Below are 25,361 nucleotides of genomic sequence, written 5' to 3' on the forward strand. Positions count from 1 at the left end.
GGTCAGCCCTTGTGGTCTTCCGGGCGGTGTCCGTCATTTGCAGCCGGAGCGGCGGCCTGGCTGTGGCCGTCCTTCGCCTTGCCAAAAGGCAGGACTTTCAGGAGCGGGCCGATCACCGCAAGGACCACCAGGCCCCAGATGAGTCCAAGGACTGCTGAACACAGGGTGTTGACGAGCCAGGCCAAGAGACCGCCGACAACCGCAACGCCGGCCACCGGGTGCTCAAGGGCGTGGACCAGGTCGTACGGTGCATGCCAGCCCAGGTCGTGGGCGCCCTGCAGCATGATGTGGCCGCCCACCCAGAGCATCGCGATGGTTCCAACGAACGTAATCGCACCGAGCACGGCCGGCATTCCCCGTACCAGCAGTTCACCAAAACGCTTGGCACGGGCGGAATCCTTGCCGGTCAGGTGGATTCCAATGTCGTCCATCTTCACGATCAGCCCGACGGCGCCGTAGACGAGCACGGTGATGGCGAATGCCACCAGGACCAGGATGAACGCCCGGACCCAGATGGACTCCGCTGCCACCTCATTCATTGAGATGACCATGATCTCGCAGGACAGGATGAAGTCGGTGGTGATGGCACCCTTGACCACCTTTGCCTCGGCGTCGGGGCCGCGCTCCACAGCCGGCGCTTCTCCGGCCTCGTGGTGGCCGCCGCGGAGCTTGTGCCAGACCTTCTCTGCGCCCTCATAGCAGAGGTAGGTGCCGCCCAGCATGAGGATGAAGGGGATCACCCCCGGGATGAAGGCGCTGATCAGCAGGAGCGCCGGGAGGATGATCAGGAGTTTGTTCCGGATGGAGCCCCAGAAGATCTTCTTGATCATTGGCAGCTCGCGGGACGGGTCGGCCCCGGACACGTACTGCGGGGTGACGGCGGCGTCGTCAATTACGACGCCGGCGGCCTTGGTCCCAGCCTTGGCGGCACCGGCTGCCACGTCGTCCACCGAGGCAGCCGCGATGCGGGCCAGGGCGGCGACGTCATCCAGCAGGGCGACGAGCCCGCCGCTCACAGGTGGCCCCCGTCTGGGTGCGGGACGGACGGTTGGGGATGGGTGGGTGGGTGCGTGATGGGCATGTTCGGAGTATATGGCAGCACGGCGCGGGCCCCCTTACCCGTTGTGCGCCGGGCGATTAGTCTCTGCTGGACTTGTTGAGTTCCTGGGCGAGCATCACAATAATGCCGCTGGGGCCACGGACGTACGTCAGCTTGTACACGTCTCCGTAGGTTGCGACGCCGCGCAGCGGGTGGCATCCATGCTTCGCGGCGATCTCAAGGGCGGCGTCGATGTCATCGACCGAAAAGGCAACGCGATGCATCCCGATCTCGTTCGGCAGCGTAGGGCTTGTCTCGATGGCATCCGGATGAATGTACTCGAAGAACTCCAGCTGGCCTTTGCCGTCCGGGGTCTGGAGCACGGCGATTTTGGCGTAGTTGCCATCGAGGCCTACAGCTGTGTCCGCCCATTCCCCACTGACCGTGTCACGACCCAGTACCGTCAGCCCGAGGTCGGTGAAGAACGATATGGCCTCTTCCAGGTCGCGGACGGCGATGCCAACGTTTTCGAGTTTGATGGGCATGTGCCACACGTTACCAATTCAGGAACGCCGGGTCACTGGTCCGAACGCTCCGGGGAAGATCCCGTTTGGTGCCTGTAACGGAATGTCCCAGCGCGCCCCGTTCGGTCCCATGCGCCCCCCTGCTCGAACGATCTCGGGTTCGGCCTTCGCCGGACGCAGTTGCCCGCGTGACGACGCATCTAGCCGGCCGGGACTGCGGGCTGGGCAGGGGTTTTCCTTCCGGGTCCGCGGGCGAGACGCACCCGGGCATTGCCGGCGAGGTGCACGAGTAGGCCGACCAAGAGAAACGCGGCGAGTACCAGGGCGCTGGTGGCGATGACCGCCGGCCAGCCTCCGTCGAGCCCCGGGTTGAGGAAGTGGTAGGGGTACCAGCCGTCGAGCGCGCCGCGCACCCAGGAGAAGATCAGGAACACCCCCGGGTAGCAAAGCCAGACGAGGGGCCGCCGCCACGGGCCCCGGACGGTGCGCGTGACCAGGAGCCAGTCGAGCCCCGCGACCAGCGGTGCGATGCGATGGGTGACCATCCACGGCCAGTACATGTCCAGGATCCACCACGGTTCGTCAGGCGGAGCCACGAGCACCACCTAAATAATGCCCGTCATCACCAGGTAGAACGCGAGGGCGCCGAAGAGGTGATCCCACCACTGCGGCAGCCGCGCACGGGGCCGCGCGGCGGAGACAAGGAACACGAGCCCGAGGACGAGGTTTGACTGGAACGTGAACTGGGAGATGAGCTGGGGGATGTCGACGGAGTTGCCGGGCTGGGTTGCGTCGTATAGCTCCTGGCCGAGGGCCGCGAGCATGGCAAGTCCGGCGCCGCCGCGTACCAGACGGATCCAGAGACGGTCCGGGTGCAGCGCCCGGTTGGCGCCTACGTTCCGTTGAACCGGAGGACTCAGCGCCAGCACCTCACTCATGGCATCACTGTAGTGTTGCGCCAAGCCGGGCCCCAGGGTCAAAAGGACCGGGTTGCCACCCCGCCTGATGCCGCGAAGCCACACTGTGCGTCCCCGAGAAGGATCGGCAAAGGGGTAGCTGAGATCCTTGAGCGACCGCTTGCGGACTTCGCGTCACCCGTCCCGCTGCAGCGTGAAGTGTTGTGCTGATAGTGAAAGCCAGTGCGTTGGGACGTGATGGCTGGAAGGCTCCCAGCATGAAAATTCTTCTGCTTGGGGGAACGGCGTGGCTTGGATACACGGTGGCTCAGACTGCCGTGGAGTCGGGGCACGAGGTCACATGCCTGGCTCGGGGTGAGGGGGTCCCGGACGGAGCCACCCTTATTCGCGCTGATCGTGACGACGACAATGCTTTGGCCGCGGTTTCAGCGGATCAGTGGGATGCGGTCATTGATGTCGCGCGGCAGCCGTTCCACGTTCGTCGTGCGGTTCGGGACCTTCGTGATATGGCAGAGCGGTACATCTTTGTCTCCTCAGTCAACGTCTACGCCTCGCACAAAGATACGGGCGCCGACGAGGACGCGAAGCGTTTGCCTCCACTCGAGGCCGAGCGGATGAGTGCCCCGGATGACTACGGACCGGCGAAAGTAGCATGCGAGGATGCCGTACTTGATGCTTTCGGCCCCGAGCGCAGCGTCGTAGCCCGTGTTGGACTCATCGGTGGTCCCGGAGACCCCTCGGGACGAACCACGTACTGGGTTCGCCGGTTCGCGGAGCCCTCTAATGATGCCGGCGCAGTCCTCGTGCAAGACACCCCTGAGCTTCCGACCGCACTGATCGATGTCCGGGATCTCGCGACCTGGCTCTTGCACGTCGCTGAAATGAAGACCAGTGGGATCTTCAACGCCGGTGGCGACCCCGTCCCGTTTCCGGAGCACATCGAGGCTGCCCGGTTGGTGGCGCACCACGAAGGCCCTGTGGTTCACGCACCGGAGCAATGGCTGCTGGAGCAAGGCGTGAACCAGTGGTCGGGTGAACGGTCCCTGCCGTTGTGGCTGGCAGACCGTGACTGGTATGGCTTGAATGCCCGCTCGAACAGGCGAGCTGTCGAAGCTGGCCTGGCACTGCGTGCCCTTCACACCACACTCGCCGATATCCTCACAAGCGAGCTTCCACTGTCCTCAGCAGACAAGCCCGCCTCCGGCCTCACAAACGCAGAAGAGGCTCATCTGCTCGACAAGCTCATCAGCCAGACCGCCACGAACACCTCAAACTCCTTGTAGCCGTCCGCAAGGCGATCGCCCACCGGGAGAATAACGAACAGCTTGGGGCGAAGATAACGTGGCGACCATCGGTATCCACCAACAGAGAGCCAGCGGCTGGGCCGGCGTGGCCCAGGCATATTCGCAGAGTTTTTCGCACCTCTGCGCGGGGGCGCTCGTGCCATTGCTCGATGCAGCAGAAGTCATTCTGGGTGTGGCCGGCAGGCGCGGTGGACCAGTGTCCGGCCAGGTATCCGGTGCCGTGTCGCTGTTGGAGAAGCACAGCATCCCCGCGTCGGAAGATCACGTAGCTGACAGGCATGAGCTGGTGTCGGTCGTGCAAGGCTCGTTCCTTCCGCGGTGTCTGCTGCTACAAGGGGTTGACGTGCACGATGATGACCTGGGTGCCCTTCGATCCGTCGTAGCGGAGGTCATAGGTGACTTGGAGCCCGGTCTTCATGCCGGTGCTGATCGCGAAGTCGGTCTTGCCCTCCGGGTTGCTGGAGATCGACTCGATCACCCGTTCCGCTGACTCGTGGTCGATCCCGTAGCGGTCCACCCCGTCGCGAATCATGGTCGTGTACTCGGCCAGGGACTGGGCGGTGAGGAAGTAGGTGACCTCGCTGAAGTTTGACCCTGTGTTCATGCCGTTCATACGTAATCGGTCTGTTTGTGCAGAGACCTCACCCGTCGGTCCTTCGATGACCAGGGACATCGTGCCGTCCTTGATGCTGACGTCCGGCGCCTGGCTGCTGCCATCTTCGAGTCCCACGCTCTCTTTGGAGAGCCAGCCTGTCGTCATGTCGAACCGGGCACACTTCGACGACTTGATCTTCTCGATGCCGGCCTTGTCCAGGGTTGAAAACTCCTTGGCTCCAACAGTCGGCGCTTGTGTACCGGTTGCTGTGGTTTGCCCGCCAACAGGTTCAGTCGTGGCGGAGGGCGTTACGCCTCCGTAGGGCACAACACAGCCAGTCAGCAACAGTGGCGTGGCAATCAGTACGGCAGCAAGGCGTTTCATCGTTCCCCCAGGTTGATGATGTGTTGTCTCAGCCTAGCGGCCGTGCAACGGCTCGCTTTGCGCCTGGAGAATCCGGTTCACGACATGGGGGAAGTGGCAGCAACGCCGGCGGATGAACCGGCCCTACGGCCAAGACGCAGCCTTTGACTGGAAAGACGTCTGGAAGGATCTCGATCTTCGGCTGCCACCTGGAAGTGTCTCTCTCCATGGTCCCGGCGAGGCGCAGGTCCGTCCGTCACGACTCTGCCACATTGCCGCGCATGCTGGAGCTGCGGACTTCGTCCCGCCGTCTCCTCCTCAGCCCGGTGACGATGATGATGACACCAAGCGTTGTAAAGATCGCCGTCAGGATCAGGCCTACACCGCCGAGGAACTCGCCTTTGCTTTCGTAGCCGAGCACGATTGCTTGGTTTGGGTCTTGTTCGCTGTACGCGACGGTGACCTGCTCGCCAACGGATGGGTGCTGCTCATGATCCACCGCTGCATTGGCGTATCGGGTCACTCCGTCGGCCGCCACGTATTCCACCGTGATGTCCCGGTTCGATGCCTTCCTGGCGTCGCTAAAGTAGGTGATGGTTCCGGAGACCTGGACGCCGGTGCGGGCAAGCTCTTCGTCGGCGTCCACCTGCTGATAGCTGGTCACCATCAGGGCAGGCCCCACCAGCATCAGCACGGCGGCGAGCAACACATTCCCTACGCGTTGCAGGAGCGACTTGGGCTTTTTGTTCATGGTTTGGGGACTTGTCACGGCGCCCATTCTTCCCCACATCGGCCGGATCCTCCTTGCAGCACCCCGGAAACGACCACAGCGCAGCCCCCCAGCGAGGCACCGCGCCGGTTTTTAGCGCTCCGCTGGCCCAGCCTGGCGAGGCCCAGTATCAGCAACAGTCCTACTACGGGCCTCCGCAGCCCGGGTGGCAGGGACCACCGCCGCAAAAAAAGAAGAGTAAAACAGCCTGGATCGTGGGTGGAATCGTTCTGGTGGTGGTCCTGGCGTGCGGTCTTGGATTCACGGCATGTACAGCACTTAATCAGAGCATCAACGGCGGTGGCGGCTCCCAAGCTGAGAAAGCCGCCGCGATAATGGCCCGGGCGGACAAGGTCCCGCAGAAAGACTGGGTCGAGGTCTATCGCGAGAACCCTAAGGTCGATCCGGGCTGTCTCTCCATCGACACCTCCTGCCTGCGGCTGAGCGCCAGGTGGACCGTGGACCACAAGGTCAGCCTTGAAGAAGTAGCAAGCAGGTTCGGCATGAACTCCAAAGAAGGCGGCCCGGTATCGGGGCGGTGCATGGGGTGCGTCAAGAGGGAGTTCGACGGCACCGGCGAAGAATCGCTCTGCATCGACGAAGCTGAGGATGGCCCGGACACCTCCGAAGTCACCATTCAGATGCGACGCGACTAGGACCTGATCCCATGTCAGATACACCGTCCAGTGTTCCAGTTGGCCGACACCCATTCGGCCGGCTCAACACAGTACGTCGGCAGCACAGGATATGGACCCTGGGGAACGTGTGTCCGCAGCGCTTCTAGACGCGGATGCCTTGCAGTCGCTTGATGGCTGCTCGCTCGACCAGCGCGGGGACCATCGTCCGCACCGGACCCGAGTTGAAGGCTGAATACTCTTCGCAGACTGCGTCCTCAATGTCAGTCCTGGAGCGTCCCGGGAATTTGCAGGCAAGGGTGTTGATAACCGACACCACAGCGTGCTGTTCTTCATTGCACTCCATCGTTCACCTCATCGTCGAGCCTCTGCCGCAGCTTGAATGATAAGCATGCTTGTTATTGTTGCTTGGAGTCAAGCAATGAGTTCTGCCTGCTCTGCCAGTCTGTCCAAGATCTGGAGCGGGAAGAACTACAGCAGCACTTAAGGTCCTCGGCTCAGTACTTGTAGAAGCCCTCCCCCGAGGCGACGCCCAGCTTGCCCTGGTCGATGTAGTGCTCCTTCAGATGCTCGGCGAACGCCTGCGAACCGGCATCCGGCGAGGCCGAGGCGATGTTGTACGCCGTGGTGAGGCCGACGACGTCGTAGATCTGGAACGGTCCGCTCGGCGCCCCCGTGGCGATGCGCCAGGTCTTGTCAATGGTGTGCGGGTCGGCGACGCCCTGCAGCAGCAGTCCGGCGGCCGCGTTCAGTAGCGGAACCAGCAGCGAGTTCAGGACGTAGCCAGCCTTCTCCTTCCTGATCTCGATCGGTTCCAGCCCGCTGTTCCGGGCAAAATCGACGACGGCGGCGTATACCGCCGGATCGGTTTCGGCGGTGCCCATGACCTCGGCGATGTTCTGCGCCCAGATGTTGTTGGCGTAGTGCAGGGCCAGGAAGCGGTCCGGGCGTCCGGTGAAGTCTTTCAGGTCGCTGGGCAGCAGGGTGGACGAGTTGGTCGCGAAGATGGTTTTGGCGGGCGCCAGCTCCGCGAGCTTGCGGTAGACGTCACGTTTGAGTTCCAGCAGTTCGGGAACGGCTTCGATCACAAGGTCCGCGTCGACGACGGCGTCCCTGAGGTCTGCGGTGAGGCGGAGGTTCGCCAGGGCTGCTTCGGTCTTGCCCTCTGAGGCGCCGGCTACCTGTGCCCGGTAGATGCCGGCGAGGCGGGTGAAACGGTCCCGCGCTTTGGCAAGGGCGTCCTCGTCGACGTCATATGCGGTGACCACGAAACCGTGGAATGCGGCCTGGAAGGCGATCTGGGAGCCGAGCACTCCGGTGCCGAGCACGGTGAGCGTCTTGATGGAGGGCATAAGAGTTTCCTTTCGGCGCGGGCCTAGCGGCCGCCGGGGTTGTCGGACCCGTAGATACTGCGGATCCAGATGGTTGACAGGACGTCCAGGGCTCCGGACTCCGCGATGGCGGGACTTTCCCGGTTGAGGACAGCAGTAATGACCCGTTCGTTCATCAGGTTCAGGCTCACCGCGAGATCGTGCGCGTCGATGCCGCCCGGCGCCGCCCCACGGGCCTGCTCGGCACGAATGACGTCGCTTGAGAAGTCGACCCAGGACTGCATTGATTTGGACCACAGCCCGCGGACCTCGTCATTGCGGGCGCGCGCCGCGATGGCCGAGGTGGACACGCCGCGGTGGGAGACAAACACCTCAACGAACATCCCAATGGAACGGGTCCAGGCGCCCGCGGGGTCGCTCTCGAAATCGCGCGAAAGGTGCCCCACCCGGTGCTCGACCTCGGTGATGACCCGGTCCAGCAGGGCCAGCAGCACGGCATCTTTGGAGGGGAAATAGAAGTAAAACGTGGGACGCGAAATGCCGGCACCCCGGGCCAGGTCCTCGATGGAGACGTCGTCGAAGGCACGGCTGGCCAGGAGGGTCTCCGCGGTTACCAGGATCGCGTCCTGCCGCTCATCGCCGGAAACCCTCGCGCTGCGTCTTCCTCTTTGATCCATGCGCCCATCCTAGTCCCGGTTCTCAACACAGTGTTGACTGCTTCAACATTAAGTCGATAACTTGGCGGCATGAGCGAGCACCTAGATGTGTTGATTGTCGGCGCCGGGCTGAGCGGCGTGGGTTTCGCCAGCCGACTGAAGCGCGACCTACCCGGAAAAACCTTCACCGTACTGGAATCGCGGAACGCCGTCGGGGGAACCTGGGACCTGTTCCGGTACCCCGGGATCCGGTCCGACAGCGACATGTACACGCTCGGCTACTCCTTCCGGCCCTGGGCCGGCGCCAAGGCGATCGCGGACGGCGAGTCCATCCGCGAGTACATTGAGGCTACGGTCGCCGACGAGGGCCTGGCGCCGCAGATCCGCCTGAACACCCGGGTCATTTCCGCCGCATGGTCAAGCGAAACCGCACTGTGGACCGTGACGGCGATCCACACCTCCGGCGGCGAGTTCCGGTCCGGCGACCCCGCCTCCTCCCCCGAGCCGGTCACCTTCACCTGCTCGTTCCTGTCCGTCTGTTCCGGCTACTACCGCTATGACGAGGGGTTCACCCCGGCCATCGACGGGGCCGACACCTTTGCCGGAACGATCGTCCACCCGCAGCACTGGCCGGCCGACCTCGACTATGAGGGAAAGCGCGTGGTGGTCATCGGCAGCGGCGCCACGGCCGTGACGCTGGTGCCGTCCATGGCAAAGTCGGCGGCCAAGGTGACGATGCTGCAGCGCTCCCCCACCTACATCGCCCCCGTGCCCGCGCGGGACCACCTGGCCGACCGCCTCCGGGGCAAGCTGCCCGCGCAACTGGCGTACGACGTCGTACGCTTCAAGAACATTCTTTTCTCCATGTTCACCTACCAGCTCAGCCGACGGCGGCCCGAGACGATGAAGGCGATCCTGCGCAAGTCGGCAGTAGCCAAACTCCCGGCGGGCTTCCCGGTGGACACGCACCTGGCCCCGTCGTACCAGCCGTGGGACCAGCGGGTCTGCGCGATCCCCAACGGGGACCTGTACCGGGCGATCAGTGCCGGCACTGCCGAGATAGTGACGGACACGATCTCCCGCATTACCCCGGACGGGATCGACCTGGCCTCCGGCACATCACTGCCCGCCGACGTCATCGTCACGGCCACGGGACTGAACCTACTGGTGATCGGCGGCATGAAGGTCTCCGTCGACGGCGAGCCCGTGGACGTCGGAAGAACACTCACCTATAAGGGCATGATGCTGGAGGGGGTGCCGAATTTTGCCCTCACCATCGGCTACACCAACGCGTCCTGGACCCTGAAGGCGGACCTCGTCGCCGGCTACATCTGTAGGCTGATCAAACAGCTCGACCGCCGGAACCTCCAGTGGGTGGTACCCGTGGCACCCGCCGACGTCGCCAGCGGCACGCTGTCCCCGCTGATCGACCTGAAGGCCGGCTACATCTTCCGTGGCGCCGACCAGTTGCCCCGGCAGGGCGCAGGCTCGCCGTGGCGGCTGCACCAGAACTACTTCCGTGACTTCGCCCTGCTCCGGGCCGGCCGGGTGACCAATCACGTCCGGTTCGGCCGGCGCGGGCAGCCGGTGCGGGAAACCGGCCGGCAACCCGCGCCCCCGTCTCGGGATCCCCTCGCACTGCCGGGAACGGGCCATGTCACCGTCGCGGGGACACGCCTGCGCTACCGGAAGACCGGCAGCGGGGATCCGGTGCTGCTGCTGCACGGCATCGGCCAGAGCCTTGAGGACTGGAACGAACAGCACGAGCGGCTCTCGGACCGGCACACGGTCTACAGCGTCGACCTTCCCGGCTTCGCGTACTCCGAACGGCTCCCCGGCACGACGACCCTCGCAAAGCTGGCCGGGATCCTGCCGGCCTTCCTGGACGCCATCGGGGTTTCCGGGCCGCTGCCCGTAATGGGCAACTCGCTCGGCGGTGCCGTGGCCATGAAGCTGGCCGCCGACCACCCGGACCGCGTCTCCGCGCTCGTGCTGGCCAACAGCGCCGGATTCGGCAAGGAAGTGGCACTGGTCCTTCGCCTCCTTGCGGTCCGCCCGCTCGCGGCCCTGCTCCTGCGGCCCGACGAGAAAGCATCACGCCGGACCGTCCAGTCGCTGTTCTACGACAAGACGCTGGTCACGGACGACCGCATCGGCCACGCGCTCGCACTGTCGCAGCGGGAGGCGCACCGCCGGACACTGCTCGACGTCGCCCGCGACCTGGGAACGATCTCCGGTGTCCGGGACGGGTGGCGCACCGCTCTGATCGGGGCGCTCGCCACGTCCGACGTTCCGGCGCTGGTGGTGTGGGGTGACCACGACCACGTCCTGCCGTTCAGCCACCTTGAAGCGGCCGCCGCGGCGCTGCCCCGCGCGGAGACGCACGTCTTTGCCAAGACCGGACATATGCCGCAGATCGAACGGCCCGACGAGTTCGCGGCGATAGTCGAGGACTTCCTTACGAGGGTCTCCGCAGACCGTCAGGCGGCCAGCTACCGGTAGCCAAGAAAGGTCCGATTAGGAGCCCGTACCAGGCGCTGCCGGGGATGCCGTAAGTGCCCAGCGTGCCCGGGAGCGGCGAGGTTGACCACGTGCCCAGAACGCGATCATGAGTCCGACCGTGGCGGCCCCGCCGGCGAGGGTCCGGGGCGACGACCAGGAGCCTTCCGGGGTGGCAATCATGAAGGCGACCACGAGGGCGGCGATCCCCAGGAGAACTTCGACGGTGCCCTGCAGCGGCCGGGCCCGGTACACCAGGAAGACCAGCCGGATAAGTGGGATCACCGGCAGCAGAAAGAGGCCCAGGCTCGGGATCGGGTAGATCACGTTGAACGTGAAGATGGCCATGCCCAGCACCAGCAGGCCGAGGAACTTCAGCAGCTGCAGCACACGGAGCGGGCTCTCCGGCGCCCACCGGCTCAGCAGCAGACCCCATGCCGGCAGCCCTAGCAGCCAGCCGCCAGCCCAGAAACCAAAATCCAGCAGTGCCAGGACAGCGAGTAGGGCGCCGGGCAGCAGGAACGCCGCGGCCTGCCGCAACGACACCTTCTTCAATGGACCGAAGATGCAGGCACCGATCAGAAGGTAAGAGGCGGTATAGCCGGGCAGCAGTTGGCCCGGCGGCACCTGGGCCAAGCCGTAGAGCAGCAGGCCCATTGAGACGACCATGACGCAAACCGCCGCGAACGTCCATGGACCGCGGTCACGAGTGCCTTTTGCATCCCCCAATGTCGCCTTCTCGTCATCCGCGATGCTGCCCACCCTAGAGTCCAGCCCTGGGGATTTCGAATTCCCAGTACTTCTCCCCGAGCGCCTCACGGTACTGGGCGAGAAAGCTCAACAAGGTTGGAGCAGGACGGTACCAGTCTGATCTAGGGTCCAGCGGGAGAGCAACCAGGATCCCGTCTCCGTTGCCAGACAGGATTAGAAGGTCCGAGTCACCTAAAAATTCACCGCAGACGATGTCTGCTGGCATGGCGTCTTCCGACCGGGCAGTACGAAACTCGAGCGTCCGTGCCGCCGCCTCCTTAGGTGAGAGAAGGGCCAGACCCCACTGTCCGTATTCAGTGTCCTCAAAGAGACGTGCATTTCGGCTGGTTAGCCAGAGTTGCCGCAGCTCGGCCGGAACGCCGTTGCGCCAATATGCTTCGATTTCTTCAAGGGACGCGGGAGCTGTAAGGGTACAGGCCAGCTTGAACGGGTTGATTCCCACCCCATCCCTCAACTCCGCGAACGCGTCAAAGGAAGTGAGAGCATCTGAGATTTTATTCGCCATAGCCCGATCCCTCCCCCTGAGAACCAACGGACGCCACTGGGCGCCGCGCGACACAAACTAAGCTGTCAAAAGTCGTCTGATGTGGAACACCCTATGCCCTGTGGGCCGGCCGCGCAGCGCGTCCACCCCGACACATCCGGCTGCGTCATACGGAGGGGAACACGCAAACCTGTCGCTCACAGGACCCCTGGTGCTATTACTCATCGGCTGGGTCCATGACAGTAAGACCGGAAGTCAAAAGGCCAGAGCCCCTTCATATGTTTTCCCCCGTCCTTCCTCGATACACTCGCCACAGGGGGCAGGATGATGGGAAAAATTGATGAGCGGCCGTGGAACAGATCCTGGCCATGGATATTCTTCATAACCCCGATCGTCCTATTCACGGGATGGCTTTGGATGCCCATAGGACGGTGCGCTGGATACACCGAGGACTATGAAGGAGACACTTCCTGTTACGTAGGCCCCCCAGCTGGCTACACCGCCACCTGGACCATAACCACAGTTTCCCTCTTCCTGGTGACAGCTTTCGCAGCAGGCTTAGTCAGAGCTCTATGGCGTAAACACCGAGGCTATAGAAGAGACCAGTAACGCCTCGATTACGACCCTAGAAGCCACCGCCGTCCAGACTCCTTCGTTGATAGTCGGCCCGCATAACGTCCGAAGGCATCAAGAACTCTAGGTATGCGCTCATTGTGCCCAACCCGAAAACAGCGACCCTCCGCGTTAGTGGAACCCCTACAAAATGGACCCCGCGCCACCCCGGTAGCGTCGGCTGTACATTAGATTCCGCTTGTACAACCCCGACAGGACCGCCATGAGCAGCATCACCACCAAGACCACTCCTCCGACGGACCGTCGCCGCTGGAACGGCACAGACCTGGGCCTCATCGCCGTTTTCGCTGCCTTGGTTGCCGCCGCAGCCTTGGTGCCGGGCCTGGCCCTGAACGGCTTCGGCGTCCCCATCACCTTCCAGACCCTGGCGGTGATGCTCACCGGACTGGTGCTCGGACCCGCCCGCGGATTCGCCGCAGTCGGCCTTTACACGCTCCTGGGCCTGGCCGGCCTGCCCATCTTCAGCCAGGGCCGCAGCGGCCTGGCCATCCTCGCCGGCCCCTCGGCCGGGTACATCATCGCCTTCCCCATCGCCGCATTCGTCGTGGGATGGCTGGCCACCCTGGTGATCCGGCGGACCGTGAAGGCCCGTGCCCTCTGGTTCTTCCTCGCCGCGACAGCCACGAGCATCGTCTTCGTGCACACGCTCGGGTTCGTCGGCATCGCGATGAACTCCAAGGCCACACTGGAGCAGGCCTTCCTAAGCGACCTCGTCTTCTACCCCGGCGACATTATCAAGAACGTCCTGGCAGCCGCCATCGCCGTCGCCCTTCATCGGGCCTTCCCGGACGTCCTGGTGCGCCGCGTCCGGCGCCGTACCCTGCCCGCCGAGAGCGCCTAGGCCCCCATGCCCGCTGTGACATTCGCCCAGGCGTCCGTCGCCGTAGAACGGGAGGACTCCCCGCACCCCAAGGTGCTCCTTCACCCGGTGAACCTCCGGCTGGAGGAAGCGCGCATAGGCATCATCGGTGCCAACGGTTCCGGCAAATCCACTCTGCTGCGCCTGGTCAACGGGCTGATCCAGCCCACCACAGGCACAGTAGCGGTCGACGGCGACGATACAGTCCGTGCCGTCCGGAAAGTCCGGCGCAACGTGGGGTTTGTGTTCACCGATCCGCTGTCCCAGCTGGTCATGCCCACGGGCAGGGAGGACGTGGAGCTGTCCCTGCGCCGGTCCATCCGGAACGCGGCCGAACGCCGCAGCCAGGCAGAAGCCGCACTGCAAAGACTGGGCCTGCTGCACCTGGCTGACCAAAGCATCTACGAACTGTCCGGCGGCGAACGCCAGCTCATGGCGCTCGCCGCCGTGCTCGCCGTCGACCCTAAAGTGCTGGTCCTCGACGAGCCCTCCACCCTCCTGGACCTGCGCAACCGCGAACTGCTACGCAGGACGCTGGCGGGCCTGGACCAGCAGATCATCCTGTCCACGCACGACCTCGAACTGGCCCTGGACATGGACCGGGTCCTGGTGATCGAGGACGGACGCGTGGCCTTCGACGGTGCCCCTGCAGAAGCAGTGACTGCCTACCGTTCCTGGTGCATGCAGGGGCTCAACACGGGGCGGGACGTCCAGTGAGGGGACACGGCTTCCTCCTGGCCAACTATGTGCCCGGCGATTCCCTCCTGCACCGGGCGCCGCTGGCATTGAAGTTCCTCCTGGTCGTCGCCTGCGGCCTGGTTTCCTTCATCATTGTTGACTGGCGCATCTCCGCAGCCGTACTCGCCGCGCTTTGCGCCCTCTTCCTGCTTTCCGGCGCCGGAGTGAAAAGGCTCTGGAAGGCCATCCGGCCGCTTGCCCCCGTGCTGTTGGTGATTGCGCTCTTCCAGTGGTGGCAACTCGGTGGCCCCACGGCGGCGAGGATCGTGCTGAACATCCTGCTCTGCGTGGTGGCCGCGTCTCTGCTAACCGCCACCACCCCCATTCAGCGGCTCCTCGACGGCATCGTCCGGGCTGCCCGTCCCTTCACGAGGTTCGGCGCGGATCCGGAGCGCTTTGCCCTGACAATCGGCATCATGCTCCGCAGCATCCCGTTCATCGCCGGCACCTTCGCCGATGTCCGTGACTCCGCCAAGGCCCGCGGCCTGGAGCGCAATCCGCGGGCTTTGGTCCTGCCGGTCTTCATCACCTCAGTGGCTTATGCGCGGCAAACGGGTGAAGCACTCGCCGCCCGGGGCCTGGGCGAGGCCGAGGACTGAAGCCGGCTGCCGTGAAAGGCTAGAGGCACCGGTATTCCAACAACGCGGCGGTGCCCATTCCGCCCGCCATGCTGATCATGGCCAGCGCCTGGGCTTTCGATGTTCCTGCCCTCCGCGCCTGCGCGAGCAGCCGGGTCACCAGCACCGCTCCCGAGGCGCCATAGGCATGCCCCAGCGCCAGCGCCCCGCCATCGAGATTGGCCCGGTGGGGGTCGATTCCCAGCTGGTCCAGGCACGCGAGGGTCTGCGACGCGAAGGCCTCGTTGAACTCCACGAGGTCTACCTCGTCAGCCGTTACACCGGCCTCCGCGAGCAGTCCGCGGGCAGCCGGCACAGCACCGATGCCCAGCAGCCCGGGCTCAACGCCAGCGGTTGCGGTGCCCCGCACCAGCAGCCCGTCGCGGGCACCCAGTTGCCGCGCGCGCTCCAGGGAAGTGATAACGACGGCGGAGGCGGCATCGGCATCAAAGCAGGAGTTCCCGGCGGTGACAGTTCCTCCTGTCACGAAGGCGGCCGGAAACCGGCCCATGATGGCAGGGGTGAGGCCGCGCCGGGGGCCACCGTCAGTCGAGACCGTGCCAGTGTCTGTGGCCAGCGGGACGATTTCGCGGGCAAAGCGACCGTCCTGGATGGCCGCCAAGGCTTTGTGGTGGCTGGCCAACGCGAAGGCGTCCTGGCGCTCCCGGCCAATGCCGAATTCCTGCGCCACAGTCTCTGCCGCGACGCCCATGTCCGGATCGCCGAAGCTTTCCGGCACAAACTGGGCACGGCGGTAAAAGTCCGCGCCGCCGTCGTCCGTCCTGTGGGCGCGCAAAGGCGCTGTGCTGGTGCTTTCCACTCCCCCAGCGAGATAGACAGGGCTGCCCCCTGCTGCCACCAATCGGCCGGCGAGGACAATGGCGTCCAGGCCCGAACCGCATTGCCGGTCGACAGTAATCCCGGGAACACTGACCGGAAGTCCGGCCTCGAGAAGGGCCAGCCGGGCCACGTTGCCGCCACCGCCCACGGCATTGCCGATGACAACGTCGGTGACGGACGCGGGATCGAGTGCAACCTCCGAGACCAGCTCCCTTAGGACCGGCGCGAGGAGTTCATGGGCGCGCAGGTTCCGCAGCGCACCGTTGACCGGGCACACCGGTGTCCGCCGGGCGGCAACGATGACGGGTTGGCGCTCCGGCGGCAGCAGGTCAGCCGGCAAGGGGCCGCGCCCTTGGGTCCCGGGAATTGATCCACTCCAGCAGCAGGCTCCTGCTGACCTTGCCCCTGTCCGTGGTGGGAAGTTCCGGCAGGAGGTAGTACTGCAGGGGACGCTTATGCCGGGACAGGAGTTCTTCCAGGCCTGCCCTGAGCTGGGTGGCGGTGATCCCGCCGTGGGACGGAACCACGCCGGCCACCACCCGCTGGCCGCGCAGATCGTCCGGCATTCCGGCTGCGAGGGCGGCCGCCACACCGGGGACTGCCGCCAGGGCCAACTCCACCTCGTGGGGGTAGACGTTCCGGCCGGCGGTAAGAATCATGTCGGCGCGCCGGCCCAGGATGTGCAGTTCCCCGTCCTCGAGATAGCCCTGGTCCCCCACCGTGTACCAACTGCCGAAAGAGCGCAGTGCCTGGCCGTCGTCGCCCCACAGGTACCCGTTGCTCACCATGCCGCTGCGGACGCAGATGTTGCCGTACCCGCCGTCCGGCACCTCGCTGCCGCCGTCATCCAGGATGGCGACGTCAACGCCGGGAAAGGGCCGCCCGATTCCCGTTCCACCGGGGGCTGCAGCCTGGCCGGGTGCCAGTCCGAGCCCGGACACGAAGCTCAGTTCCGACGCGCCGTAGTACTCGTAGATGGTGGCATTCGGGGCCCAGCGGCGGGCAGCTTCCAGCGTCCGGGCGTCCAACTTGGAGCCGGCACAGATGATGCTGCGGATCCCCGATGCGTCAACGCATCCCGTCAGGCCGCGTTCGCTGAGCATCCGCAGCATGGTGGGCACCAGGACAAGCCGGGTGACGCGGTCGTGCGTGATGGCGGCGTGGACGTCGCCGACGTCGAACGTCTCCAGCGTCTGGAACTCGGAACCGGCGTAGAGGCACTCAGCCAGGGCGTAGAGGTTGAGGCTGGCTGCCAGCGGTCCCGGGGCAAGGGTGACGTCATCCTGGCGGAGGCCGAAGAATTCGATCGAGGCATCGAAGGACTGCTGCCAGGACCCGCGGGAGCGGGTGAAGGCCTTGGGTACCGACGTGGTCCCGGAAGTGAGGCCGATCAGGAAGGTGGACTCCGGCGGTCCATCCACGAGGTCCTCGTCCGGGGACACCGGCGCCGCAATACTGTTCACCTCCACGTGCCTGACGATGTCTTCCTGCAGGGGCGCGGGCCAGTCCGGATCCAGGACGGCGCACTGCCGGTTGCCGGCCACAGCAGCGGCGAACCTCACGGCAAAATCCACGGAATTGGCTTCGCAGAGCGTGGTCACCGACTTCGTCCCGGCCACCAGCCCGGCGGCCGCATCGCACAGCCCTGCCCAGTCAAGCCGGCGCCCGCCAACCACGACGGCGGTTTCGTGCGGCCGGTGCTCAGCCCAGCGCTGGATCTTGTTCAGGAATGGCACGGACCAACTTTACCGGCCGGCACGGATTGAGGACCGGGCCCGCGGGTATTGTGACGATATGAGTTTCAATGACAACGCGCAGCTTGATCCCAGCCAGGTCCAGGACCGAAGGGGCATGGGGACCGGTGTGAAGGTCGGCGGCGGAATCGGCGGCGGCCTGGTCCTGCTTGTTGCGCTCCTCCTGGGCATCAACCCGAACATGCTCGGCGGCCTGACCGACGGCGGCACCGCCGGGCAGTCCCAGGGCACGGCTCCGGCCTGCAAAACCGGAGCGGATGCGGATGCGCGGCTGGACTGCAGGATCACCGGCACGGTGAACAGCCTCAACGCGTTCTGGCCCGGCTACCTCAAGCAGTACAAGGTGCAGTACCCGCAGCCCGAGGCAGTGATCTTCAGCGGCAGCACCAACACCGGCTGCGGGCCCGCCACCTCCGAGGTGGGTCCTTTCTACTGCCCCACGGACACCACCGCCTACTTCGATCCCGGGTTTTTCCAGGAACTCGTGGACCGGTTCGGCTCCTCCGGTGGTCCCCTGGCCCAGGAGTACGTGGTGGCCCACGAGTTCGGCCACCACGTTCAGAACCTGCTCGGTGACCTGAAACGGGCGCAGCAGGATCCGCAGGGGCCGGAGTCCGGCTCGGTCCGCACCGAACTGCAGGCCGACTGCTACGCAGGACTCTGGGCCAAGTACGCCTCCACCACAAAGGACCCCGCCACCGGCCAGCCTTACCTGGAACCCCTCACCCAGCAGGACGTGAACGATGCCTTGTCGGCAGCCGCGTCGGTGGGCGATGACCGGATCCAGAAGGCAGCCACCGGCCGCGTCTCCCCCGAAGGCTGGACCCACGGCTCCAGCGAGGAACGCCAGCGCTGGTTCACGCGCGGCTACCAGTCCGGGGACATCCAGCAGTGCGACACTTTCTCCGCGGCAACCCTGTAACTCATCAACTAACCCAATCCATTGCTCCGTAAGCGCCCTTTTGGCGCCCCAAACGGCGCTTATGGAGCAATCGATGAGCCAACGACGACGGCCGGTCACCTTCGCGGAGAAGGTGCCCGGCCGTCGTCGTACTTTTTTCAGATGTTGAAGCCGAGGGCCCGCATCTGGTCCTTGCCGTCGTCGGTGATCCGTTCGGGACCCCATGGCGGCATCCATACCCAGTTCAGGCGCCAGTCGTCCACGACGCCGTCCAGGGCCTGGCCTACCTGCTCCTCGAGCACATCGGTGAGCGGGCAGGCGGCGGTGGTGAGCGTCATGTCGATCAGGAGCGCACCGTCGTCGTCGGAATACTTCAGGCCGTACAGCAGGCCGAGGTCCACAACGTTGACGCCAAGCTCAGGGTCGATGACGTCCTTGAGCGCCTCTTCGACGTCCTCCAGGGCCGTGCGGCCCGGCGTGATTTCGGTCATGACAATGAGTCCTTACTAGGCCTGTACTGCGGCCTCGGCCGCGATGGTGGCTGATCCGGCGCCCTTGGCGTAGCGGTCGTAGCCTTCTTCCTCGAGGCGGTCAGCCAGTTCGGGGCCGCCCTCCTCGACAACCTGGCCGTCCACGAACACGTGGACGAATTCAGGCTTGATGTAGCGGAGGATGCGCGTGTAGTGGGTGATGAGCAGCGTGCCCATGTTGCCCTCAGCGTGGGCGCGGTTGACGCCCTCGGACACGATCTTCAGCGCGTCAACGTCCAGGCCGGAGTCGGTCTCGTCCAGGACGGCGAACTTGGGCTTGAAGAGTTCCAGCTGGAGGATCTCCACGCGCTTCTTTTCGCCGCCGGAGAAGCCTTCGTTGACGTTGCGCTGGGCAAAGTCGGCGTCGATGCGCAGCTTCTCCATGGCATCTTTGACGTCCTTGGTCCAGGTACGCAGCTTGGGTGCTTCGCCGTCAATTGCGGTCTTTGCGGTGCGCAGGAAGTTGGTCATGGTGACACCAGGAACCTCCACCGGGTACTGCATGGCCAGGAAGACGCCGGCGCGGGCGCGCTCGTCAACGCTCATGGCCAGCACGTCTTCGCCGTCCAGCGTGATGCTGCCGCTGGTCACGGTGTAGCGGGGGTGGCCCGCGATGGTGGAGGCCAGGGTGGACTTGCCGGAGCCGTTGGGGCCCATGATGGCGTGGGTCTCGCCGGTCCTGATGGTCAGGCTGACGCCCTTCAGGATCTCCTTGGTGCCCTGTTCCGTCTCAATGCTGACGTGCAGGTCCTTGATCTCAAGAGTTGACATGCTCTTCTTTCTTTTTTCGCTCGTAAGTCTGGTGCTGCGGGCGCTCAGTAGTTGTTTACTGCCGCGCCGTTCAAAACGTTGGTGACGTCCACGTAGACGTCGTCCCCGTCGAGTTCGACGGCGAACACCGGGACAGGATCGTAGGCGGGGAGCTGCAGCGGCTGGCCGCTGCGCAGGTCGAACTGGGAGCCGTGGCCCCAGCACTCGATGGCGCAGCCTTCCACGTCGCCCTCGGACAGGGAAATGTCCGCGTGCGAGCAGGTGTCGCCGATCGCATGGATCTCCCCCATCGAGTCCCGTACCACAGCTACGGGGTAGCCGTCGATCAGGATCCGCAGTGCCTGCTTGACCTGGATGTCATTGGCGCTGCAGACCAGTTCGCCCTTGGGTGTACCGCTCATACGTCCCTGCCCGTTCCTAGTTTTCGGTTGCCGCGAGTTCGCGCTCAACAGCTTCGGTCAGGCGCTCTTCGAGGGCCGGGACCTTGATCTGCTGGATGATCTCGTTGAGGAAGCCGCGGACCACCAGGCGGCGGGCAACATCCTCGGGGATGCCGCGGGCCATCAGGTAGAACAGGTGCTCGTCGTCGAACCGGCCGGTGGCGCTGGCGTGGCCGGCACCCTCGATCAGGCCGGTCTCGATCTCGAGGTTGGGCACGGAGTCCGCACGGCAGCCGTCGGTGAGGACCAGGTTCTGGTTCTTCTCGTAGGAGTCGGTGCCTTCGGCCTGCTTCTGGATCAGCACGTCACCCACCCAGACCGTGTGCGCACCCTTGCCCTGCAGCGCGCCCTTGTACAGGACGTTGGACTTGCAGTTGGCCACGTTGTGGTCCACGAAGGAGCGGTGCTCCAGGTGCTGGCCTGCGTCCGCGAAGTAGAGGCCCAGAAGTTCGGCCTCGGCCCCTTCACCGGCAAACCGGACGTTGGAGTTCAGGCGGACGATCTTGCCGCCAAGGGTCACCGCGATGTGCTTGTACACGGCGTCCTTGGCAACCTCGGCGTCGTGCTGGGCCAGGTGCTTGGCGTCGTCTTCCCACAGCTGCACGGAAACCACGGTCAGCTGGGCGCCCTCGCGGACCAGGACCTCGACGTTGCCGTTGTGGTCGGCGATGCCGCCATGTTCCAGGATCACCACGCCGCGGCTGTTGGCGCCGGCCTCGATCACCACGTGGGAGTTGCTGCGGCGGCCCGCGCCGTTGCCGGTCAGGACAACACGTACCGGAGCGTCCAGCTCGGCGTTGGCCGGGATCGAGATCAGCTGGGCGCCAGCGGCGTTGGCGGAAGCGACGACGGCGGCACGGTCGGCGGGGACCAGGGTGGCACCACGGGGGGACTCGCCTGCGCCAAGGGTACGCTGCACGACGGCGGCGGGCGCCTCGACGGAAACGTCCAGGACGCCGTCCTCCGACGGAGCGTCGGAGAGCAGGTTGGCCAGTTCGCGAACCGGCGTGAAGCGCCATTCCTCTTCCCGGCCGTTGGGCACTGCGAAGTCGGCCACATCGTGGCTGGTGAGGCGCTCGGCCCGGGAAGCCATGACCTGGGTGCCGTGGCTGTGGTGGCGGTCAACCTTGGAGGCGACCAGGTGTTCGCCTTCCTCGGTGAAACCTGCGATCGACGGTGCGCCGATGCGCGCCTTTTCGGTAGTTGCTTCGGCAGTCATTAACCGACGGATCCTTCCATCTGGAGTTCGATGAGGCGGTTCAGCTCAAGGGCGTATTCCATGGGCAGTTCGCGGGCGATCGGCTCGATGAAGCCGCGCACGATCATGGCCATGGCCTCGTCCTCGGGCATGCCGCGGGACATGAGGTAGAAGAGCTGCTCCTCGCTGACGCGGGAAACGGTGGCCTCGTGTCCCAGCTGCACATCGTCCTCGCGGATGTCGATGTACGGGTAGGTGTCCGAGCGGGAGATGGTGTCCACCAGGAGGGCGTCACAGCGCACGGTGTTGGCCGAGTGCTTGGCACCTTCGCGGACCTGGACCAGGCCGCGGTAGGCGGCACGGCCGCCGCCGCGGGCAACCGATTTGGAAATGATGGAGCTCTTGGTGTTTGGCGCAATGTGCACCATCTTGGAGCCGGTGTCCTGGTGCTGTCCCTCGCCGGCGAAGGCGATGGACAGGGTCTCGCCCTTGGCGTGTTCGCCCACCAGGTAAACGGCCGGGTACTTCATGGTGACCTTGGAGCCGATGTTGCCGTCAACCCATTCCATGGTGCCGCCGGCTTCGCAGACAGCGCGCTTGGTCACCAGGTTGTACACGTTGTTGGACCAGTTCTGGATGGTGGTGTACCGGACGCGGGCGCCCTTCTTCACGATGATCTCCACGACGGCGGAGTGCAGCGAATCCGAGGTGTAGATCGGTGCCGTGCAGCCTTCGATGTAGTGGACGTAGGAGTCCTCGTCCGCGATGATCAGGGTGCGCTCGAACTGGCCCATGTTTTCCGTGTTGATGCGGAAGTAGGCCTGCAGGGGGATGTCAACGTGGACGCCCTTGGGCACGTACACGAAGGATCCGCCGGACCACACCGCGGTGTTCAGCGACGCGAACTTGTTGTCGCCCACCGGGATCACGGTGCCGAAGTACTCCTGGAAGATCTCCGGGTGTTCCTTCAGGGCAGTATCGGTGTCCAGGAAGATGACGCCCTGGGCCTCGAGGTCCTCACGGATCTGGTGGTAGACCACCTCGGACTCATACTGGGCGGCAACGCCCGAGACAAGCCGGCTGCGCTCGGCTTCCGGGATGCCCAGCTTCTCGTAGGTGTTGCGGATGTCTTCCGGGAGGTCTTCCCAGCTGTCAGCCTGCTTCTCGGTGGAGCGCACAAAGTACTTGATGTTGTCGAAGTCGATGCCGGAGAGGTCTGCACCCCAGGTGGGCATGGGCTTGCGGTCGAAGTACTTCAGGCCCTTGAGGCGGAGGTCCAGCATCCATTCCGGTTCGCTCTTCTTGGCCGAAATGTCCCGGACTACCTCTTCATCGAGACCACGCCGTGCATTGGCGCCAACGTCGTTCTTGTCGGCCCAGCCGTACTCGTAGTTGCCGATGCCGTGGAGCTCGGGATTCTTTTGCAGAATCTCCGAGATCACAGTGTTTTCGGCTACTGCTTTCTCTGATAGTTGGTCCGTCATCACGGCCTTTCTTGCTGATGGTTGATTACTTCGTCCAGGCCGGCGGGGGCTGCCGCCGGCGCGGGGGCCGGTTTGGCAGACAGCCTGCCTGTAGGTATGTGGGTGGTGCAGACGTGGCCGCCCCGCGCCAAGGTGGAAAGCCGGCGTACGTCCACTCCCACCAGCCTTGAGAAGACTTCGGTTTCGACGTCGCAGAATACCGGGAACCGGGCCGCGAGCTGCTGGATGGGGCAATGGCCCTGGCACAGCTGCACGCTGGACAGTGCCGCGGGCAGCGGCGCCTTGGCTTCGATGGTCGCGGCGGAAGCCACGAAATTGTCCCGGCTCAGTGCGGTTGAAAGTGCGGTGGCACGGTCGCGGATGTCCGGGCCGGCCTGTTCGATTTCCGGTGCGTACCGGCGCTCCATGTCCGCAAACCGTTCCTCGGCGAAGGCCCGCACCGCATCCGGGCCGGCAACCTTCTGCAACTCCTGAAGCGCCAGCGCGGCGATGTCCAGGTAGTCGTTGCCCAGGCTTGACTGGCCCTGGGAACTGAGGACGTAGCGGCGCGCGGGGCGGCCGGCACCCGCTCCCGGCTTGGCAACCCGCTTTACTTCAATGACGCCGGCACGCGAGAGGTGGTCCAGATGGCGCCGGACTGCCGCCGGGGTAAAGCCCAGCATGTCTCCGAGTTCGGCGGCGCTGACCGGCCCGTGTTCCAGGACGGCAGCGAGGACCCGGTCCCGGGTGCGCTCGTCCGCATCAGCCACAGGACTGGATGCGGCACGACCGGGCCCGGCCACGGGCACAGCGGTGGTGTTGGTCATGGAATACACAACACAATCATGTCGTAATTTAGTCCCGGGCTCCAGTAAGGGCAGGCTGACCTGCGGGGTTTGAACCGATTATGACCGGGGGGCGATTTCCCGCACCCATGCCCAGCACCCGAGAGGGTGGGCGGGACAGCGCTAAATACTACATCCCGTAGAATACTGTGGTGCGATCCCCCCAGTCCCCCGTCCTGTCCATCCATGGGCTCATCAAGGACGTAGGCCCCTTGTCCAGTATGGACGGCAAGATGCTTAGGGTTGTCAGCGGCGTTTCCCTCGTTGCGGAACGAGGACAGGTAACTGCCCTTCTCGGCGCCAACGGTGCCGGGAAGACAACAACCCTCGAATGCGCCCAGGGCCTGCAGAAGCGTACCGGCGGCAGCATCTCGCTGCTGGGCCAGGACCCCGCAACTGCCGGCGCTGAGCTGCGCTCCCGCGTAGGTGTGATGCTCCAGGACGGCGGCCTCCCGCCGTCGGCCCGTCCCTTGCCGCTGTTGCGGCACATCGCCGGGCTGTACGCCCGCCCCTGGCCGCTGGAGGACCTGGTGGCCCGGCTGGGCATCGATACCTTCAGCCGCACCAGCGTCCGCAGGTTGTCCGGGGGCCAGAAGCAGCGGCTGGCGCTTGCCGCGGCCCTCATCGGACGGCCCGAAGTCCTGTTCCTTGACGAGCCCAGCGCCGGCCTGGACCCGCAGTCCCGGCAGCTCGTGTTCGACCTGATCGCCGAACTGCGCGACGGCGGCATGGGCATCATCCTGACCACCCACCTCATGGATGACGCCCAGCGCCTGGCGGACTACGTGTACATCATCGACGGCGGCCGCAACGTCGCCGAAGGAACCGTCCAGGAACTGCTGCAGCGCAGCCCGGCCACGGAACACGGCGCAGACCACGTCCGGACGCTCGCGTTTGAAGCACCCGCCGGACTCGACCTGGCTGCAGTGCTGCCGGACGACGTGGACTTCTCCGAAGCCCGGGCCGGCAGCTACACGGTGACCGGCGCGCTCACACCGCGCCACCTGTCCGCGCTGGCGCAATGGTGGGAAGCGAAGGGCATCATGCCGGCATCACTGAGCCTTGAGGCGCGTAGCCTTGAAGACGTCTTTTTGGACATTTCGGGAAAGGACATCCGATGAGCGGGGCAGCATTGCAGGAGACGCAGCAGCCGGCGTCCCTGGCGCGGCGCGTCCTGCTCCAGGGCAAATACGAGGCACTGACCATGCTGCGGAACGGCGAACAGCTGATCCTGGCGATCGTGCTGCCGCTGCTGGCACTCGTCGGCCTGACCGTGACCCCCTTCCTGGACGGCACGGGCTCCAGCCGCATCAACGTGGCCGTCCCGGGGATCCTGGCTCTGTGCGCCATGTCCACCGCCTTCACCGGGCAGGGCATCGCCACCGGTTTCGACCGCCGCTACGGCGTGCTCCGCTTTCTGTCCACCACGCCGCTGGGCCGGGGCGGGCTGATCGCAGGCAAAGTCATCTCTGTCCTGGCTGTCCTGTGCATCCAGGTAGTGGTGGTGGGCCTGGTTGCCCTTGCACTGGGATGGCAGCCGACGGCGGCGGGCTGGCTTCCGGGGCTGGCACTCCTTGCGCTGGGCGCCGCGGCGTTCACTGCCCTGGGGCTGCTGGTGGCCGGGACAGTCCGGCCGGAAGCGACGCTGGCCATCACAAACCTGCTCTGGATTCTTCTGGGGGCCATGGGCGGCATCGTGATCCCGGCCGAGCGGCTGCCTGCCGCGGCGCAGGCGGTGGTGCACTTCCTGCCGTCCGGCGCCCTGGGTGAATCGATGCGCGCCGCATTCCTGGGCGGGGCCGTGAACGGCGGCGCCGCCCTCATCCTGCTGCTTTGGACGGTTCTCGCCGGGGCTGCAGCCATCCGTTGGTTCAAGTGGAATTGA

General features: G+C 65.2%; 28 protein-coding genes. 9 read left to right on the forward strand and 19 right to left on the reverse strand.

Going from position 1 to position 25,361, the window contains the following annotated elements; translation table 11 throughout:
* Positions 1-2: 2 nt before the first annotated feature.
* The 4 genes from FBY30_RS17595 to FBY30_RS21040 all read right to left on the reverse strand — a co-directional run bounded on the left by FBY30_RS17595 (position 3) and on the right by FBY30_RS21040 (position 2,501).
* A complete protein-coding gene (locus tag FBY30_RS17595) occupies positions 3-1,016 on the reverse strand; it encodes a DUF808 domain-containing protein (RefSeq protein WP_142133879.1) in 1,014 nt (337 codons plus the stop codon).
* A 121-nt stretch (positions 1,017-1,137) separates the two neighbouring features.
* Positions 1,138-1,584 (reverse strand): VOC family protein, encoded by a 447-nt coding sequence (locus FBY30_RS17600; RefSeq protein ID WP_142133880.1) that lies wholly within the window; start codon positions 1,582-1,584, stop codon positions 1,138-1,140.
* A 179-nt stretch (positions 1,585-1,763) separates the two neighbouring features.
* Positions 1,764-2,159, reverse strand: a complete 396-nt coding sequence (locus FBY30_RS21035) for a Pr6Pr family membrane protein (protein ID WP_235009478.1) — start codon at positions 2,157-2,159, stop codon at positions 1,764-1,766.
* Positions 2,160-2,168: 9 nt separating this feature from the next.
* Entirely contained in the window at positions 2,169-2,501 is a 333-nt protein-coding gene (locus FBY30_RS21040; RefSeq protein WP_235009479.1) for a hypothetical protein, read from the reverse strand.
* 236 nt (positions 2,502-2,737) lie between these two features.
* Between FBY30_RS21040 and FBY30_RS17610 the strand changes: the two genes are divergently transcribed.
* Positions 2,738-3,763 (forward strand): NAD-dependent epimerase/dehydratase family protein, encoded by a 1,026-nt coding sequence (locus tag FBY30_RS17610; RefSeq protein WP_142133881.1) that lies wholly within the window; start codon positions 2,738-2,740, stop codon positions 3,761-3,763.
* A gap of 349 nt (positions 3,764-4,112) precedes the next feature.
* Here FBY30_RS17610 and FBY30_RS17615 read toward each other — a convergent pair whose 3' ends face one another.
* Both FBY30_RS17615 and FBY30_RS17620 read right to left on the reverse strand, forming a co-directional pair.
* Positions 4,113-4,763 carry a hypothetical protein gene (locus FBY30_RS17615; protein ID WP_142133882.1) on the reverse strand — a complete coding sequence of 217 codons (651 nt, stop codon included), beginning with the start codon at positions 4,761-4,763 and terminating at the stop codon, positions 4,113-4,115.
* 235 nt (positions 4,764-4,998) lie between these two features.
* Positions 4,999-5,511, reverse strand: coding sequence for a DUF3592 domain-containing protein (locus FBY30_RS17620; RefSeq protein WP_235009480.1), 513 nt, complete (start codon positions 5,509-5,511; stop codon positions 4,999-5,001).
* A 35-nt stretch (positions 5,512-5,546) separates the two neighbouring features.
* On the opposite strand from FBY30_RS17620, the gene FBY30_RS17625 reads away from it, so the two are divergent.
* Positions 5,547-6,167 (forward strand): hypothetical protein, encoded by a 621-nt coding sequence (locus tag FBY30_RS17625; RefSeq protein WP_142133883.1) that lies wholly within the window; start codon positions 5,547-5,549, stop codon positions 6,165-6,167.
* 124 nt (positions 6,168-6,291) lie between these two features.
* Here FBY30_RS17625 and FBY30_RS21260 read toward each other — a convergent pair whose 3' ends face one another.
* The 3 genes from FBY30_RS21260 to FBY30_RS17640 all read right to left on the reverse strand — a co-directional run bounded on the left by FBY30_RS21260 (position 6,292) and on the right by FBY30_RS17640 (position 8,154).
* Complete coding sequence (locus FBY30_RS21260) at positions 6,292-6,492, reverse strand: three-helix bundle dimerization domain-containing protein (protein WP_142133884.1); 201 nt, start codon at positions 6,490-6,492, stop codon at positions 6,292-6,294.
* A 151-nt stretch (positions 6,493-6,643) separates the two neighbouring features.
* On the reverse strand, positions 6,644-7,498 hold the full coding sequence (locus FBY30_RS17635) for a 3-hydroxyacyl-CoA dehydrogenase (protein WP_142133885.1): 855 nt from the start codon (positions 7,496-7,498) through the stop codon (positions 6,644-6,646).
* 23 nt (positions 7,499-7,521) lie between these two features.
* Complete coding sequence (locus FBY30_RS17640) at positions 7,522-8,154, reverse strand: TetR/AcrR family transcriptional regulator (protein WP_142133886.1); 633 nt, start codon at positions 8,152-8,154, stop codon at positions 7,522-7,524.
* Positions 8,155-8,223: 69 nt separating this feature from the next.
* Between FBY30_RS17640 and FBY30_RS21045 the strand changes: the two genes are divergently transcribed.
* A complete protein-coding gene (locus FBY30_RS21045) occupies positions 8,224-10,635 on the forward strand; it encodes an alpha/beta fold hydrolase (protein WP_160141490.1) in 2,412 nt (803 codons plus the stop codon).
* 15 nt (positions 10,636-10,650) lie between these two features.
* Here FBY30_RS21045 and FBY30_RS17650 read toward each other — a convergent pair whose 3' ends face one another.
* Together FBY30_RS17650 and FBY30_RS17655 are read right to left on the reverse strand one after the other, a co-directional pair.
* Entirely contained in the window at positions 10,651-11,301 is a 651-nt protein-coding gene (locus tag FBY30_RS17650) for a hypothetical protein (RefSeq protein ID WP_142133887.1), read from the reverse strand.
* 94 nt (positions 11,302-11,395) lie between these two features.
* Positions 11,396-11,908, reverse strand: coding sequence for a hypothetical protein (locus FBY30_RS17655; RefSeq protein ID WP_142133888.1), 513 nt, complete (start codon positions 11,906-11,908; stop codon positions 11,396-11,398).
* 814 nt (positions 11,909-12,722) lie between these two features.
* Here FBY30_RS17655 and FBY30_RS17660 point away from each other — a divergent pair.
* From FBY30_RS17660 to FBY30_RS17670, 3 genes are read left to right on the forward strand one after another with little or no spacing between them, the layout of a single operon-like run.
* The gene (locus FBY30_RS17660) at positions 12,723-13,361 is read left to right on the forward strand and encodes a biotin transporter BioY (protein WP_142133889.1); all 639 of its coding nucleotides are present in this window, start codon (positions 12,723-12,725) and stop codon (positions 13,359-13,361) included.
* Positions 13,362-13,367: 6 nt separating this feature from the next.
* The gene (locus FBY30_RS17665; protein WP_142133890.1) at positions 13,368-14,096 is read left to right on the forward strand and encodes an energy-coupling factor ABC transporter ATP-binding protein; all 729 of its coding nucleotides are present in this window, start codon (positions 13,368-13,370) and stop codon (positions 14,094-14,096) included.
* On the forward strand, positions 14,093-14,716 hold the full coding sequence (locus FBY30_RS17670) for an energy-coupling factor transporter transmembrane component T family protein (RefSeq protein WP_142133891.1): 624 nt from the start codon (positions 14,093-14,095) through the stop codon (positions 14,714-14,716). Before FBY30_RS17665 ends, FBY30_RS17670 begins: the two co-directional genes overlap by 4 nt.
* A gap of 19 nt (positions 14,717-14,735) precedes the next feature.
* Here the strand turns inward: FBY30_RS17670 and FBY30_RS17675 are convergent, their stop codons facing one another.
* Positions 14,736-15,914 (reverse strand): thiolase family protein, encoded by a 1,179-nt coding sequence (locus tag FBY30_RS17675; RefSeq protein ID WP_142133892.1) that lies wholly within the window; start codon positions 15,912-15,914, stop codon positions 14,736-14,738.
* Positions 15,904-17,310 (reverse strand): class I adenylate-forming enzyme family protein, encoded by a 1,407-nt coding sequence (locus tag FBY30_RS17680; RefSeq protein WP_142133893.1) that lies wholly within the window; start codon positions 17,308-17,310, stop codon positions 15,904-15,906. The genes FBY30_RS17675 and FBY30_RS17680 overlap by 11 nt, the downstream gene beginning before the upstream one ends.
* 58 nt (positions 17,311-17,368) lie before the next feature.
* Here FBY30_RS17680 and ypfJ point away from each other — a divergent pair, with 58 nt between their 5' ends.
* On the forward strand, positions 17,369-18,250 hold the full coding sequence (gene ypfJ, locus FBY30_RS17685) for a KPN_02809 family neutral zinc metallopeptidase (protein ID WP_142133894.1): 882 nt from the start codon (positions 17,369-17,371) through the stop codon (positions 18,248-18,250).
* Positions 18,251-18,387: 137 nt separating this feature from the next.
* Here the strand turns inward: ypfJ and FBY30_RS17690 are convergent, their stop codons facing one another.
* From FBY30_RS17690 to FBY30_RS17715, 6 genes are read right to left on the reverse strand one after another with little or no spacing between them, the layout of a single operon-like run.
* Positions 18,388-18,720 carry a metal-sulfur cluster assembly factor gene (locus FBY30_RS17690; protein WP_058267279.1) on the reverse strand — a complete coding sequence of 111 codons (333 nt, stop codon included), beginning with the start codon at positions 18,718-18,720 and terminating at the stop codon, positions 18,388-18,390.
* A 15-nt stretch (positions 18,721-18,735) separates the two neighbouring features.
* On the reverse strand, positions 18,736-19,530 hold the full coding sequence (gene sufC / locus FBY30_RS17695; protein ID WP_142133895.1) for a Fe-S cluster assembly ATPase SufC: 795 nt from the start codon (positions 19,528-19,530) through the stop codon (positions 18,736-18,738).
* A 44-nt stretch (positions 19,531-19,574) separates the two neighbouring features.
* Positions 19,575-19,931, reverse strand: a complete 357-nt coding sequence (locus tag FBY30_RS17700) for a non-heme iron oxygenase ferredoxin subunit (protein ID WP_142133896.1) — start codon at positions 19,929-19,931, stop codon at positions 19,575-19,577.
* A gap of 16 nt (positions 19,932-19,947) precedes the next feature.
* Positions 19,948-21,189 (reverse strand): Fe-S cluster assembly protein SufD, encoded by a 1,242-nt coding sequence (gene sufD, locus FBY30_RS17705; RefSeq protein WP_142133897.1) that lies wholly within the window; start codon positions 21,187-21,189, stop codon positions 19,948-19,950.
* Positions 21,189-22,652, reverse strand: a complete 1,464-nt coding sequence (sufB, locus tag FBY30_RS17710; protein WP_142133898.1) for a Fe-S cluster assembly protein SufB — start codon at positions 22,650-22,652, stop codon at positions 21,189-21,191. Before sufB ends, sufD begins: the two co-directional genes overlap by 1 nt.
* Positions 22,652-23,458, reverse strand: a complete 807-nt coding sequence (locus tag FBY30_RS17715; protein ID WP_235009481.1) for a helix-turn-helix transcriptional regulator — start codon at positions 23,456-23,458, stop codon at positions 22,652-22,654. Before FBY30_RS17715 ends, sufB begins: the two co-directional genes overlap by 1 nt.
* Positions 23,459-23,628: 170 nt before the next feature.
* Here FBY30_RS17715 and FBY30_RS17720 point away from each other — a divergent pair, with 170 nt between their 5' ends.
* Both FBY30_RS17720 and FBY30_RS17725 read left to right on the forward strand, forming a co-directional pair.
* Positions 23,629-24,597, forward strand: coding sequence for an ABC transporter ATP-binding protein (locus FBY30_RS17720; RefSeq protein ID WP_142133900.1), 969 nt, complete (start codon positions 23,629-23,631; stop codon positions 24,595-24,597).
* Positions 24,594-25,361 (forward strand): ABC transporter permease, encoded by a 768-nt coding sequence (locus tag FBY30_RS17725; RefSeq protein ID WP_142133901.1) that lies wholly within the window; start codon positions 24,594-24,596, stop codon positions 25,359-25,361. Before FBY30_RS17720 ends, FBY30_RS17725 begins: the two co-directional genes overlap by 4 nt.

The organism is Arthrobacter sp. SLBN-83 (genome assembly GCF_006715285.1).
Lineage (GTDB): Bacteria > Actinomycetota > Actinomycetes > Actinomycetales > Micrococcaceae > Arthrobacter.

What these genes read in the sequence shown, in the direction of transcription:
- FBY30_RS17725 (WP_142133901.1), top strand. Translation starts at nt 24,594, where the DNA reads ATGAGCGGGGCAGCATTGCAGGAGACGCAGCAGCCGGCGTCCCTGGCG.
- FBY30_RS17715 (WP_235009481.1), bottom strand. Translation starts at nt 23,458, where the DNA reads ATGACCAACACCACCGCTGTGCCCGTGGCCGGGCCCGGTCGTGCCGCA.
- FBY30_RS17660 (WP_142133889.1), top strand. Translation starts at nt 12,723, where the DNA reads ATGAGCAGCATCACCACCAAGACCACTCCTCCGACGGACCGTCGCCGC.
- FBY30_RS17650 (WP_142133887.1), bottom strand. Translation starts at nt 11,301, where the DNA reads ATGGTCGTCTCAATGGGCCTGCTGCTCTACGGCTTGGCCCAGGTGCCG.
- FBY30_RS17600 (WP_142133880.1), bottom strand. Translation starts at nt 1,584, where the DNA reads ATGCCCATCAAACTCGAAAACGTTGGCATCGCCGTCCGCGACCTGGAA.
- FBY30_RS21040 (WP_235009479.1), bottom strand. Translation starts at nt 2,501, where the DNA reads ATGAGTGAGGTGCTGGCGCTGAGTCCTCCGGTTCAACGGAACGTAGGC.
- sufB (WP_142133898.1), bottom strand. Translation starts at nt 22,652, where the DNA reads ATGACGGACCAACTATCAGAGAAAGCAGTAGCCGAAAACACTGTGATC.
- FBY30_RS21260 (WP_142133884.1), bottom strand. Translation starts at nt 6,492, where the DNA reads ATGGAGTGCAATGAAGAACAGCACGCTGTGGTGTCGGTTATCAACACC.
- FBY30_RS17690 (WP_058267279.1), bottom strand. Translation starts at nt 18,720, where the DNA reads ATGACCGAAATCACGCCGGGCCGCACGGCCCTGGAGGACGTCGAAGAG.
- FBY30_RS17610 (WP_142133881.1), top strand. Translation starts at nt 2,738, where the DNA reads ATGAAAATTCTTCTGCTTGGGGGAACGGCGTGGCTTGGATACACGGTG.
- sufC (WP_142133895.1), bottom strand. Translation starts at nt 19,530, where the DNA reads ATGTCAACTCTTGAGATCAAGGACCTGCACGTCAGCATTGAGACGGAA.
- sufD (WP_142133897.1), bottom strand. Translation starts at nt 21,189, where the DNA reads ATGACTGCCGAAGCAACTACCGAAAAGGCGCGCATCGGCGCACCGTCG.
- FBY30_RS17665 (WP_142133890.1), top strand. Translation starts at nt 13,368, where the DNA reads ATGCCCGCTGTGACATTCGCCCAGGCGTCCGTCGCCGTAGAACGGGAG.
- FBY30_RS17615 (WP_142133882.1), bottom strand. Translation starts at nt 4,763, where the DNA reads ATGAAACGCCTTGCTGCCGTACTGATTGCCACGCCACTGTTGCTGACT.
- ypfJ (WP_142133894.1), top strand. Translation starts at nt 17,369, where the DNA reads ATGAGTTTCAATGACAACGCGCAGCTTGATCCCAGCCAGGTCCAGGAC.
- FBY30_RS17635 (WP_142133885.1), bottom strand. Translation starts at nt 7,498, where the DNA reads ATGCCCTCCATCAAGACGCTCACCGTGCTCGGCACCGGAGTGCTCGGC.
- FBY30_RS21045 (WP_160141490.1), top strand. Translation starts at nt 8,224, where the DNA reads ATGAGCGAGCACCTAGATGTGTTGATTGTCGGCGCCGGGCTGAGCGGC.
- FBY30_RS17640 (WP_142133886.1), bottom strand. Translation starts at nt 8,154, where the DNA reads ATGGATCAAAGAGGAAGACGCAGCGCGAGGGTTTCCGGCGATGAGCGG.
- FBY30_RS17700 (WP_142133896.1), bottom strand. Translation starts at nt 19,931, where the DNA reads ATGAGCGGTACACCCAAGGGCGAACTGGTCTGCAGCGCCAATGACATC.
- FBY30_RS17655 (WP_142133888.1), bottom strand. Translation starts at nt 11,908, where the DNA reads ATGGCGAATAAAATCTCAGATGCTCTCACTTCCTTTGACGCGTTCGCG.